Origin of the sequence: Pseudomonas sp. PB103, from assembly GCF_009764635.1 — a bacterium.
Lineage (GTDB): Bacteria > Pseudomonadota > Gammaproteobacteria > Pseudomonadales > Pseudomonadaceae > Aquipseudomonas.
In genome coordinates, this window is record NZ_RWIL01000063.1 from 15,012 (window position 1) to 29,210 (window position 14,199).

General features: G+C 64.0%; 2 protein-coding genes. Both read right to left on the minus strand.

From position 1 onward, the window contains the following. Positions 1–14 precede the first annotated feature (14 nt). A complete protein-coding gene (locus EJA70_RS12690) occupies positions 15–12,500 on the minus strand; it encodes a filamentous haemagglutinin family protein (RefSeq protein ID WP_158831093.1) in 12,486 nt (4,161 codons plus the stop codon). 190 nt (positions 12,501–12,690) lie between these two features. Next, positions 12,691–13,797: a substrate-binding domain-containing protein gene (locus EJA70_RS12695; protein WP_158831095.1), complete on the minus strand. Its 1,107-nt coding sequence runs from the start codon at positions 13,795–13,797 to the stop codon at positions 12,691–12,693. Between the last annotated feature and the right edge of the window lie 402 nt (positions 13,798–14,199).

Consider the following 14,199-nt stretch of genomic DNA (forward strand, 5'->3'; position numbering starts at 1 on the left):
TGCACGAGAGTCTGTTACAGGGTCAGTTGCCCGCGCTCCTCCTCGGTCAACTGCTGTTTCGCCTGTTCATCCAGCGCCCCTGCCCCCAGTACCTGCACCGGGCTGTTCGGGTTGTAGCCCGGCGCCGGGGCACGGCTTGCACCATCGCGAGAAGGCGCAAGTTGTTCGTTGCCGAAGCTGAGCACCTGCACGGTAAACACCGACGCCTGGTTCTGCCGCGCAGCTGCTTGCTGCTGACGAGCGACGTCTTCCGCCGCTTGCGTGGCCGAGGATGCAGCGGAACTGGCTGATGTGATCGCGCCGGTGTTCACCGCCGACACCACCGGCACACCCGACGCCTTGCCCTGCACCGAAATGTTGGCGGCGTTGACCACCGTCAGTGCGGCAATGTTGACGTTGCCCGACACACGAATCCCCGCCTCGCCGGCATCGATGGTGCCGAGCGGCGCGATCAGGTCGATGTCGCCCGGCGCCACTTCGGCGATCGGGTTGAGCGTGGCGATACCGGCACCGGTGCTCGGTACCGACGGCGACAGGGTCACGTTGCCCCAGGTGTCGTACACGCGTTTCGGCGGGGTGTAGACCACGGTGGTTTTCGAACCGCGACCGGCGTTGATGTCGCCCTCGGCGGACCAGCCAAGGATCGAGCCACCGAAGGTGGTCATGATCCGGCTCTGCCCCAGCAGAATGCTGCCCTGCGAGTAGAGCTGAATGTTGCCCGAGCCTTGGGTGATGATCCCCGCCGTCGACGGTGGCGCGGCGCCTTCGATGCCGAATACCTGGCCACCGCCCGGCGTGAGCATCTGAATGTCGCCGCCAAACAGCGTCTTGACCCCGGCGCCGCCGTACAGCGTGATGTCGCCGTCATACTGGATCGGATTGCCCGCCACATCAGTGCTCGGGAACAGCGCCGCAATCGCGTTGCGTCCACGCAAGTAACTGCCTTTGCGCGGGCCGTCGACATCGTTGTATTCCAGCCCTGCGGCACGCAGTTCGGCGAAATACACCTGACGCGCAAAGACCGCCTGTTCGACGTTCGGCAATCCTGCAAAAAAGGCCTGTGCCTGCTCCGCACTGCCGCTGAAGCCGTAGCCAAGGGTCAACCAGCTGTGCAATTCGTCGAGGTAGGTTTTTGCCACCTTGCCCGGCTGGCCGCTGAGGGCCGCGTCAGGACGGGCCAAGTTCTGCGGGTTCAGGTAACGCGCAATGAACCGCGAATAATCCGCACCTTGCGCACCCGATCCCGCCTGCAACACCAGACTGGCCCCAGGGCGATTGTCGCCCGCCACCAACGGCCCGAGGCTGGTGATACTGGCGCGATCTTCCATCAGCAGATTACGCCCGGCACTGATGTCCAGCAGGCCGGGGCCGGCGATGTCAAAGCTGCTGTAGAGAATGTCGCGCCCAGCCGCAACCCGTGACACATCACGAGGATCGTCATGGATGAACAGGTTGCCCGAGGAGGTAACGGCTTCGTTGTTCCAGCCTATTTGCGTCGGTGCCGAGGTCGCCTGCCCAAGATTGGTCCCGGAAGCCACGATGTCGCGACCGGCTAACATCCAGACCGGTGCAGCGCCCTCATACCAGGTCCGCAGCGACGTGTTGAAGTGCAAGTTTTCACCGCTGCGAACGCCCACCAGGTCGCCGCTCAGGGCATAGAACCGTGCCTGTGTCCGGGGCGCTGTCGAGCGCGAATAACTGTCGGCACCGAACGCAAACAACGGGTAGCTGACATTGAGATTCGGCGCCACCCCGTCAACGTTGTAATTGCTCATCAGCGGTCTGCTGTTGCCAAACTGGGCGTAACCGGTGAAGGCTGGCGCAAACGGCGTGGCGATGGCCGACAGGCTGGCGCCGGACTGATTGATCGCGTAGCCACCGGCGTAGATCGAATCGCCCGCCAGCAACTCCAGTTGCCCCGCGTTCGAAGGGGCCAGCAACAGCGAATAACCCGTCGCCGGCGTGACACCACTGCCCTGACTGTAGGCCGCCGACGGGCCGGCATAGATAGAACCCTGGCCGGCGACGGCGCGTAGAATCGAGGGGTACACAAAGCGCCCGTCAGTCGGTGAGGTATTACGATTGGCCACGGGGCCCTGTTCGTTGACTTCGGCCAACTGCGTGCCTGGCGTCAGATTGCCGCCCGCCGAGAACAAGTCGATGGCGGTGTGATCGGTCCACAACGAGAACCCGGCCAGCCCGCCACCCGCATGCTCGACGCCTTGCTCATCGGTAAACGGCGTAGAGTTCTGCAGCCGCACCCGGCCCGGGTCAACGGCACCGCCGAGCACCAGATCGCCGCGCGTATTGATGCGCATACCGGAGTCGCCGGGGATCAGCACGAGGCCGCCCGAGGCACTGCCAAGTGTCGAAGTGAACGCATCCAGCGCGCGGGTTTCGCGAGGGTCCTGATAAACGCTCGACGCACCGTATTGCAGATTGATGCCACCCGAAGCGCCGCCCGAAAGTTGCGCCGCGCCGCGCAGGTTGATCAACGCGCCTTGCAAATCGTGTCGCGGATTGGCGCTGCCTGTCTGCCCGGCTCGCGCTTGCAGCGACGGGTTGAGCGACCCGCCGATGCGAATGTCCATGTCGCCGCCACCGGTCAACTGCAGGTTGCCATCACTGCCCACCCGACCGGTGCTGCCAACCGCCACGATCAGTCCCTGACTGCGCGGATTGAACAGCGTGTCGCCGATCGGTTTGAGCATCCCGGCATCGCCGCCGGCACGCAGGCTGACGTTGCCTCCGCCCAACGCGCCGAACCCGGTGAATCCCACCAGATACGGCCCGCTGTCGGTGCTTTGATCCGGCAACGGTTGACTCGCGTAGCTGCCGAAGTTGATCCACCAGGCGGCGGGCACATCACTGTTGCCGGTGCCTTGGCGCCAGAGCCAGTTGCCCACGGAAACACTGGCGACCTGCTCGCGAAGGTCGGCCAATGAGCTGGCGACCCGGCGCCCGACCACGTCTCCTGACACCGAGCCTCCGGCATTGATGGTCAGATTGCCACCCAATTCCGGATACCAGGCCTGGTAAAGACTTTCGCTGCCGCCATTGACCCATTTTTCATAGTCGGCGCCTTTGCTGCCCAGCACCGAACCGTCGTCCGACAAACGTCCACGCTGTTGGTTGAAGCGCGGATCGATAGCGCTGGACTGAGTGCCGGCGGTGTACACGCCAAACGGTGAGTCCATGCTCAAGTCGCCGCCGGCGATCAGGTCAAGATCACCGGTGCCTGTGCGCAGCACACTGAACATCTGCGTGTGCGGCGCGACACTGATGCCGCCCTTGTTCGGCGTGCAGGAGTTTGGATCGGCATCACACCACCAATTGTCGTCAGGGCTGACCGGCGTGCCCGGTGGCATGCCCGCCTGATTGTCGACCGCCCACAAGAACTTGGCCGGCATGTCACAGACGCCTGGCGCGAGATCGCACATGTACAGATCGTCATCGCTGACCACGTCGCCCGGCGTATAACCCCACGGGTTATCCGCCCAGGTCGTCTCGAGTTTTTTCTCGGTCACGGTCAGGCCGTAATGGTTATCGGCCAGGCGCAGGTTGCCCTCGCTGGTCAACGGTTGCACTGCACGATTGTCGGCGGCCGTGAGGTCCGCCCCGGCCACCAGGCGCATCGACCAGGAGGCGCTGCCCGACGGCAACATGCTCGCAATGGCCCAGTTGCTGCCCTGCTGCGTGGCGTTGGAATAGCCACGCAGTTCGAGGAATGCGACGCCATCGGCCAGCACCACGTTGGTCATGGACGGGATCAACGAGCCACGCAACAAGGCCAGCGAACCACTCAGCTTCACCCCTTCGCTGACGTTGTCGGCGCCCAGCGAAACCGGCAGCGGCACGCCTTTTGGCCAGACCATGGCTTGCAGCGCGGCAGCGTTGCTCAAGCGCGTACCGGCGCCGAGGCGGCTGCCGGATGCCAAGGTCACGTTATCCTTGAGCAAAGTGCCTGCGGCATACAACAGGTTGCCCGACGCGTCATGCACCGCGCCCGACAAAACGGTTCCCGCTGCGACTTCGTAGTTGCCCGCCAGAATTCCTTCGGTTGGCAAAACCGTACCGCCCGCCAGCGTGCTCGCCTGGATCGGTACGTTGTAGTTAAGCGTCGTGCCCACCGGGAACTGCGTGCCCTCGGCGAGGGTGACGCCGGTGCCAGGCACCGTCAGGTCGCCGCCAAAGGGCTGTACACCCGCCAGCAGTTTCCAGCCGGCGTCGTCGACGGTTTCCGGTGGCGGTGCGAAGCCGTCGTTGAGGCTGCCGTAAATGTCGAGGTTGCCACCGGCACGCATCACCAGGTTGCCCGCCTCGCCGGACCCGTACACCGAGGTCTTTTGTGTGTGCGGATTGAGACTGGCGTAACGGTAACGGGAGAGATCGATATCGCCTTCCACCAACAGATCGCCGTGCTCGGTGTTGCTGGCGATTTCAACCCCTGGGCGCAGATGGAATGCATCGGCGTAGGTCGCATTGTGCAGGCCGGCGAGTTTGCGTTGCAGCAGATCGGCGTTGCCCAGCGCGGCGTTGATAAAGGTGCTGCTGTCGCCATCGATGCGCTCGAACAGCGCCTGATCGATCACTTGATACGGCCGGCCGCTGGCCGCCGGGTCGACACCGTCGCGGGCATCGGTGTAGCGGCGCACGGCGTTGAGGCCGATGGAACGGGCGCCCTCGATGGTCAGCGCGCCAGCGGCGTCGATAGCGATATCGTTGCTGCCCAGCCGTGGCGCGTTGAGTTCCAGGGTGCCGCGCCGGACGCCGTCGTTCTGCCCCGGCAATGTGCCGATGGCGGCATCGGTGCCGTGGCGCAGGTCAATCCGCGCACCCGAGGCCAGCGTCAGCCCCCCTGCCGTGGCATTGAGTTCAACCATGGCGCGGTTCGGTGCGTCGATGATCTTGCCGTAGCTGTCGACACGCAATACCCGGCCATGGGCATCGAGCACCGCGTTGCCAGCGACCGTCAGGCCGTTGCGGGCAGACAGGCGAATGTTGCCGACCCGTTCACCACTGGCATCGATCAGGCCGGCAACCGTAAGGCTGCCATTGTCCACCGACACATTGATTTCGCCAGCCTTGAGCCCGTCGCCAATCAACAGATCGCCCTGCTTGAACTGGAAGCTGCGACTGCCGAACACTTGTCCGGCATTCAGGCGCTGGTTGAGCGTGGCAAACTGTTCGCTCAATTCACCGCCCAGTCGCTGCGCGCGGATGTCCACGCCGCCCGCCTTGTAGGGCACCCGCGTACCGCCGGCATCGTAATCGCCGCTGCTGGCGCCGAAAATCTCGCCTTGCAGATCAACCACGCCGGCGTTATCCGCCAGGGCCACGGCGCTGAGATTGCCGGCCTGATTGTTCTGCGCCGACAGGTCGATACGCGAACCGGCCGCCTGAACAATGTTGCCGCTGTTGCTGTACAGCGCGACATCGCCGCCCCAACTGTATTTGCTCACGTCGTTGAACGGCAGCGTCCGCCCGGCGAGATCCAGTTGAGCGTGGCTGTTGAGGATCAGATCGCCCTCGGACTTGACCACCAGCCTGCCGCTGGCCAAGGCGATGCGACTGTCGAGCACGACATCGTGGGCATCGAGCGTCAGTTGCGCGCCGAGGGCATCGGCGACGGGCGCCGCGCCGGTACCCGACAGCGTCAGATGATTGCCGGCCTTGAGCGTATTGACCGAAGCCGCATCACCGGTCAGCAGCGGTGTACGCAGGTTCAGGTTGCCGCCGCTGTAGGTGTAACCCTTGACCGGATCGTAAGCCCCCTGCTCCTGATACACCGCAAGGCTGCCCTTATGGTTGGCGGTGATGCGTTCGCTGGCCGTCAGGTTGACGTTGGCAAAGCCCAGCGCCAGGCGATCGTTTTGATCCAGGCCGCTCGCTTGCGGGTCCGGACCGTAGCCGAACTCGATGCGCTGCGCCTGAATGTCCAGCGTGCCCTGCCCGCTGCCGGCGCCACCGTTGACGACGGCGCCGGGGGTTTGCGGCGCGCCGTTCCAGATAAGGTTGGCAGTGCGGATCGTCGCCACATCGCTGGCCTCGCCCTGGCCGTAGATCGCCGGTGTGGTCAGCACCAGGCTTTGCAATTTGCTCTGGCCCGTCTGCCGATCCAGCGTGTCGAGCGTCACGTCGCCGAAGAAATTGAACGCGTCACGGGCGGTCAGGCTCAGGGTCTCCAGCGCTGGCGCGCCGTATTGCGTATCACCTAGCAGCAACCGGTCGAGCACATTCTGGCTGAGCATCAGGCCCGCAGGGACCCGGTCACCCGCAGCGGCAAGCGCAGCGGCACCGCCGGAGTTGACGGCGCCTACGGCGAGGGTCAGATGACGCGTGCCGAAGCGCACCGCCTCGCCGAGTTCGAACTGATTGTCGGTGGCCGCCGTGATGCTGCCCGACGAATAGAGCACCGAGGGCTGCTGGCACACCTGCGTCGCGCAGGTGCCGATGTAGATGCTGCCCGCGGCGAAACTGCTGCTGACCTCCGGTGCCAGGACCTTGGTCCAGCCGTTCGATGCCAACAGCAGGCTGGCCGCGCCGGTCTGATAGATGTAGCCCGCGCGGGAGTCATAAGACACCTCGCCCCGGCCAAGGGTGTTGATCCCGGCACCGGCCTCGACGGTGATCCCGCCGTTCCTGTTGTTGGTCCGCAACACCACTTCCGGCGCCGACAACACCGCCCCTTCACGCAGGGTGATGGCGTTGGTGTTGCCGACAAACGAAATGATATTGCCGGCCGAGCGGTAATCCACCGTCGGTTGTGCCCCCAGCGTCAACCGACCCGCATCAAGCTTGTTCAAGGTATCGGCGTACAGCGAAACGCCGGAAAAGTCCGCGGTTCGTTGATGTCCGGCGCCGAGGATTTCGAACGTCGAAGCCCCGCCACGCACCACCGCCCCGCCCTTCATGCCGCCTTCGGCAGGCTGGAACCGCACCTGGCCGTTGAAGTCCACGGCGACCTGCTCACCGCCCTGCAACAACTCGAAGTTAAGGGTTTTGCCATCCATGGGCGCCAACGCCCGAGGCACGCCCCGGCGGGCTGCATCGTTCTTGATGAACTGGGTGAAGCTGGTTTCGTTGTATTGCGAATAGCGGCGCAGGACGTCGGCCGGGGTCACGATGATCTGGCTGGCGACACTGTCACGCAGAGCGGTGTTGGCAATCGACATCTGCCCGGCGCTGCTCCACGACCCGTTGCGCATTTGCAGCGCGCCGCTCACCAGGCTCTGTGGGGTCTGGCCATTGACTTCGACCCGGAACGCGCCGGGCAACAAGGCGAATGTCGATGGCAATAACGTGTAGGTGCCCGCCGCCAGGCCCGGAACACCTGCGCCCAGGGTGATCTGTTGGCCGATACTCGGGTCTGCCGCACCGGCCTCGCCGAGCATTGGCGCATAGGTGCTCTGATTGCCCGGGACAATCGCATACACCGGGTTGCTGCTCAGCCCGGGCAGGCTGAACGAACCGTCGCTGGCATTGCGTACCAGTGGGTTGAAACGCGCGTCCGTGGAGCCACCGCGTCCGGACACGAAACCGGCACCGCGCAGGTCGCCACCGCCGGACAAATCGATCAGCGCGCCGTCCTGCACGTCGACGTATTGCGACTTCAAGGTCACGCCCGCCGGCCCGCCGACAATCCCGCGCAACACCACCGACTCACCGTTGTAGCGGTAGTCGATATCGTCGGTAGTGCCGCCATACGGCATGACCAGCCCGGCACCACTGACCGACGTGACGCTGCCCGGCAACAGGGTCAGTTCACGGGTTTTGGTGAATATCTCATCGCCCAGACTGATGGCCCCCAGCGGGGCGCGAATGACCCCGCCCTGTTCGATGTTGCCGGCAATCAGTGACAGGCTGCCAAACACCGAATAAGGCAACGCCGCAGGGGCCGGGCCTTGCTGACCGACGCGCAGGGTGTGTACCGGATCGTTGGTACCGCCCTGATAACCGACGCGCACTTCGGCCGTCGTGTCGCTGGCCGGATAGATCTGCGCGGCCGTGAGGTTCAGGTCACCTGCCGTCCACAACTGCGTTTTGACTTGTTTGTCGGTCGGCGCCAGGAAGCGCAGGTCGCCGCTGCTGCCCAGCGACACCTGATCGAAGCCACGGCGATTGAGGTCGACGGCCGGAGCATTGAGTTGCTGAATCGAACCCTGCGCACCGAACGACAGACTGTTGACCACATCAAGCAGATTGGCCGACACGTTGAACTGCGCGGCGGACAAGTGCGTCGTCGGGCTGTTGATGACCCGGGGACGCAAGGAACCGGGAATGCCGAAATAACTGCCCACACCGGAAAGACGGATGTACGGCGCGGTCAGGTTGATCCGTGCGGTATCCACGGAGCGCTCGGCCAGCGACAACGCGCCAGCGTAAAGATTGAGGCTCTGGTTCATGTGCAGATCGACATTGCCGTCGAACGACAACAGCCCGTTACTCAGCAAACCAAGGTTGTCGAAACCGCCGGACATCAAGCGCTCGGCACTCAATCGCGCACGGCCATACTGCAACGCCGTGGCGGTCGCGCCCGGCTGAAGGTCGACGGGCAACTGCAACTGATCGGCCTGTTGGCTGATGATCATCTCGCGCGGCAGGCGCACGGCGTTTTCAGCATTGGTCAGGCGGTACAACGGGGTTTCCAGGGCAATGTCCAACTGGCCGCCCGCCGCGCCGGCGCCACCGGCAGCAGCCTGCAACTGGCCATCGATAAACAGGCCATTGTAGGAACTCAAACTGATGCGGCCACCGTCGGTGGCGACGCGGGTCGCGCCTTGGCCCTTGATATCCAGCACGGTTTGCGTGCCGCTGGCCTCCAGCCGCGCACCTTCACGCACGATGACGTAGGCGTCGGCAGCCGTCGCGGTGGCGAGACTGGCATTGATTTCGCCACCGATGATGATGCTGCCGCCCTTGTCGGCCTTGCCATAAGTCCGCCCCAGACTATCCGTGGCGGTGACTGCACGCCCGGCGACATCGAGCACGGCTTGCTCACCGATCCAGATCGAACGGTCATGCGCTTGCGCTTCGAAGTTCTGCGCAAACGTCGATGGGTCGACTGATCCGAACTGCTGCTGGCGGATGTCGATGGTTCCGCCCCAGGCATTCAGTTCGCCCTCCACGGTGATCTGGCCGCCGCCGCGCAGGGTGATGCGCTGTCCGGGATCAACATTGATGTGCGCTTGGCGGCCAATGGTCAGGGTGCTGGTGGCGGGGTCGATCAGGTCAATCCGGCTGGCGCCGGCCTGCAACGACAGACTGGCACCGCCGCGCTGAGTCAACACGCCCTTGAGCGGGTCTTGCTGGTACAGCGCCGGCGTCCACAACGCCAGCGCCGCGCGCGGATCGCCGCCACTGGCCTGGCTGGCTGCCGCATCGGCAAACCGATAGACCGGCATCAGGACATCAAGGACGGCCGCGTCAGCCACGTCCAACCCTTGCAAGCCGATGACGCTATACGCCGAGAAGCCCTTGTCGAAAAGGCCTGTGGTCAAATGCAACGCCGCGTCGGTCGGGGTGTTGCCAGCGTCGCCGATGCGCACCTTATTGGCCTGAATCGTCAGGCTGCCGCCGCCACTCACGCCATAACCGCGCACGTCGCCGTCGAGGCTCAGGTGCGTGGCGCCGGCCAGCGTATTGGCGTTGGACTCCAGCGTCACGTCACCACCTTTGCCGCCACGGGTTTTGCCGTTGGCCAACACCGCGCCGCCGGACGAAGCATCGAGCAAACTGCCGGCATTGACGTCGATGTCGCCGCTGCTGCGGATCGAGATCAGCCCCCCGTCCAAATGAGCCAGCGCGACGCCGTCCTGTGCGTTGGTGCTCAAGTTGCCCCACACCCCACGGGTATCGAGTCGTACCCCCTCGCCCACCGTGACCTGCGTCGGCTTGCCGGCGGAAGCGCTGATTTGCGTGTCCGTGCGCGTATTTGTCAGCAGTTGATTGAGCACGTTACCCAGACGCAGACTGCCGTTGCGCGCGCTCAGGTCTGCATTGACCTGCACATCCGGGCCGTACAGCGTGATGTCGCCACCGGCCTCCACGGTCAGCTTATCGTTGACATCGATGCGCTCACTGGCCGCGACCTTCAATGCACCGAGCTGGAAGCCGTTGAGCGAATCCGCGTCGAGAAACAGCTTGCCCTGACGCGCCTCAGACACGGCGGCGGTCAGGTCCACATCGTGTCCGGCGACGGGTCGCTGTCCGCCAATCTGCACCTGATCGAGCAGCGGATTGAGGCTGTACAACAAGCCCCCGGCAGACGCGACATACGCCGGGTCATAACTGCCGACGATCAGTTGCGCACGCCGCGCCACGGCGGTCTGGCTCTGTTCATAACCGTCGAGCACGGCGCGCGGTGCCTGGGTCTGGCGCTCGCCCTGATACGCCTCGCCGAGCAGTTGCCCGTCGAGCACCGCGTTGCGGGTCGCAATCACCAGTTGCCCGGCATCGCGGCCCACGGTGTAACCCGACTCGACGCGCCGGGTCGGGGCAATCAGCGGGCTGTAGTAATAATCGGTCTGGCCCCAACGCTCACTGCTGTCCTCATAGCCTTTGTACAAACCGCTGTAGAGAATGTCGCCCGGCGCTCGCGAGACTTCATAGAGGCGGCCATCGGCGCCGCGCAACCAGCTCTGGCGAATCTCGCCGCTCTGCACATCCAGCGTGCCGCCGGACAAATTGATCAGCGAGCCTTTTTCGCTGACCACATCGTTGCCGGCAAAACTGACCCGGCCGCCTTGCGCCATCCACTCGCCGACACCATGGCCCTGGGTGCCGAGGTAACCGCCGACTTCCAGCAAGCCACCGGCGGTGTACCAGCGATCCGTGGCATAGCCGTTGGTGCCGGCCGGCACATACACCAGCTCGCGCACATCGACCCAGACGTCATTGCTGTTGAGCGCGCCCTTCTCACGATTGACCGAGGCGTCGCGCTGTTCGTTGCCTTGCACGTTGATCTTGATGTTGTTGGATTCCATCGCAACCTTGACACCGATGGCACCCGACACATCAATCATCGCGCCGTCACGCACCAGACTGCGGCGCGCCGCCGTCACCGCGACCTGGCCGCCGGTGGCGAGGGTGATCGAACCGTTCTGGAATTCGACGCTGCCGCCGCTTTGCACCTCGATGCGCGACTGGTCGCCGCGCACTCGGTTGTTGGCGCTGACGCCGGTCAATGCCGCTTGGTGCTGGCTGTCGAGCGCGGTCAGATCGCTGCTGTCGAGCAGGATCGCCGTGGCACTGCCCTGCCCCAACGTGACGCTGCCGTTGCTGTCGCTGGCCGGGTTGAGCAGATGCACAGTGCCGCGCGTTGCAACCGACGTCGTGGCCAGCAACACGCCGTTTTGCTGCACGTCGTGGCCGGTCAGCGTGATGTCGCCCGTTGAAGCCTGAATCAAACCGCTGTTGCTGACCTTGCCAGCCGCACTGCCCGCCTTGAAGCCCGGCACCACTTCGTTGCCGAACGTGGTCGAGAAGCCGTTGCCCTCGGTGCCCGAGCCCTTGCGAATATAGAAGCGGTCACCGGCACCCAGCACGGTCTGGCCCTTGGCGGTGCTGATGCTGCCATCGTTGTGCACCTCGTTGCCGAGCAACAAGGCGTAACCGCCGGCGTCGGTGGACGTCGCCGGGGCGTGGGTGGCAATCGATGCACCGCGCTCCACCAGCACTTTGCCGGCGGCCTCGGTGAAGGTCGGTTGACTGCCGGTGCTGTCGAAGTACAAACCGCGCTCGCGGAACTGAATGTCAGTGATAGAGGCGGCGGCAGCCACCAGGTTGCGCACGTTGACCTGGCTGGTGCCACTGAACACGATGCCGTTACGGTTGATCAGCATCACCGTGCCGTCAGCCTTGATCTGCCCCTGAATCTGGCTGGCGCGCGCGTTCGGATCGTTGACGCGGTTGAGCACTGCCCAGTTGGACTGTTGGGCGAATTCGACCGTGGTGTTGCGGCCGACGTTGAAGGTTTCCCAATTGAGGATCGCCTTGTCGGCGGTCTGCTCGATCTTCACCGTGGTCTTGCCGTCGGCCTGGGTCTGCTGCGGGCCTTTGGCGTTCTGCCAGCCCTGCGCCAGGCTGTTGTCAACCTTCAAGCCGCCCTCGCCGAGCCCGTCCGGCACCACCTGCACGGAACCCAGCGCGGCCGCACGCCCGGCGGCCTGAGCGGCCTGCTGTGCAGCAATGGCGGCCACGGTGTTGTTCAACGTTTGAATCGAGCGCTGCAACTGTTGGTTGGCTTTCTGCTGCTGCGCCAGCGGCGGTGTCATGCCCGGCAATCCGCCGGCGCTTGGCCGAGTGGCGGCGCTTTGCTGGGCTGCGCCCTTGGCGGCAAACCAGCCCGAACTGAACGCGGTCTGTGCCTGCGCACTGCCCGCCACCAGACACAACGCCACCGCCTGGGCCAGCGGCTTGAGCAACCAAACGGCCGGGGCCACGCCATCATGCTTGAGGGACTGGACGTTGGTACGACGACGGGACGGGCGAGCACGCATCACTACGAGATCCTTTTGATAGCCGCAGGTCGGCAACAACCTGCTGTTACGACATAGGCGGTTGGCGAGCGCCGCGACCGAACGGATGTCACACAAACTTCATGTTCGGGGAGTAGCCGCGCGCCAATGCAAAAAAAATGGCAGCCCCAAAAGGGGCTGCCATCGTTACGGCGGGGTCAGTCGATACGGCTTATGGACGACCGATGGTGTTGCAGACGCTGGCGTTGTTGATGTCCAGTTTGTTGCCGGTGGAGTTGGTGACGAAGTTGGCTGTCACAGCGTTTTTCCAGTTGGTCGGCACGTTGCTGAAACCGTGGCCGAGGGTCGCTGCGGCGTTGCCTGGCACGCTGTAGTGAGTGGTCAGGAAGGCTTTGACATCGGCAGCAACGCTAGCGTCCTTGTAGCACTGGCCGAAGATGAAGTTGGTGTAAGCCGAGATCGGGTAGCCGCTGGCCGGGTTGGCCACCACTGGCACCCACTGCTCAGGCTTGGACGGGTTGGCTGGCAGCGTGGCGGTGGACAACGCGGTGGTCACGTTGGCCTGGGTTGGCTGAACGCCGTTGACACGAGCAACCACTGCGTTGCTCGAAGCGTTCACACCGTCCGGACCGACATAACCGATCGAACCGTCAACCAGGTTCACGGCCGGGGCCACTTCGGAGGTCTCGGCAACGCCTACCCAGTTCGATGGCAGCGCAGAACCGGCTGGCAGGCGAGCGTTGGTGAACGTCGAGCTGGTGGTGAACTTGGTTGGGCAGATCGAGGCCAGGTGACGGCTGAGGATCTCCGAAGTACCGCTGGAAACGTTGCGATAGACAACACGGATGTCGGTGTTGTCAGAAGTGCCCAGCAGCGTGCCCCACTTGGTGACGGTGCCAGAGAACACGTCGCACAGCTGAGCGCTGGTCAGGTTCAGCGTGGTTTGACCGGTCTTTTTGTACGGGATGGCAACCGACGTGGCCACCGAAGGCAGCTGGATCAGCGGGCCGTACGAAGTGCCGAAGTTGGTGGTGTAGGTGCTCAACTCGCCAGCGCTGAGGATCGAGTCGCTACCGGCGAAGTGTACGGTGCCGGTGGTGTTGAACAGCGCCGAGTTGTTGGTCAGGAAAGCGCTTTTGCCAGTGCCGCTACCGGTGCCCAGGTAGCTGAAGTTGGCAGGCAGAATGCTGTTGGCAGAGCCTTTGTACAGAGCGGCAGGCAGAGTCGCGCCACCACCGGTTACGTTGGCGGCCATGGCCTGGGCGGAGGCCAGAGCGGCGACGGTCAGGGAAGCTGCGATCAGAGTGCGCTTGAACATGAAGAATCTCCTTTTCAACTAGGTTGTGAACACAGGTTTCGGAAGGCTTGCATGACACTGGGAGGACTCACCGGGCCCTCGCTAGCGCTGGCCTTGGTTAAGTCGCACTGAGAAATTCGCAGCTTCCGGTGACAGATAAAGGAAAAAACCTCGGGAGCTGCGCGGTGATTTCCAGGAGATTTTCTCGGGTGTTTGCGGGGCGCGGCGGCGTGTCTGGATCGCGGGTTTGGCTGAATCGGGCTGGAGCCGTTGACGGGTGGTTGCAGATGACAGAAAGGAGAACCCGAGGATGGGGGAATCGAGGGTCGGGTGATGCCGCAGTCCTGGGAAAAAATCTGGATTATTTATTGCCCCGACTGGTCCCATCGCTGGCAAGCCAGCTCCCACAGGTTTTCTGTTGTG

Excerpts from the sequence above, each read along its gene's own strand:
- EJA70_RS12690 (WP_158831093.1), bottom strand. The coding sequence starts at position 12,500 with ATGCGTGCTCGCCCGTCCCGTCGTCGTACCAACGTCCAGTCCCTCAAG.
- EJA70_RS12695 (WP_158831095.1), bottom strand. The coding sequence starts at position 13,797 with ATGTTCAAGCGCACTCTGATCGCAGCTTCCCTGACCGTCGCCGCTCTG.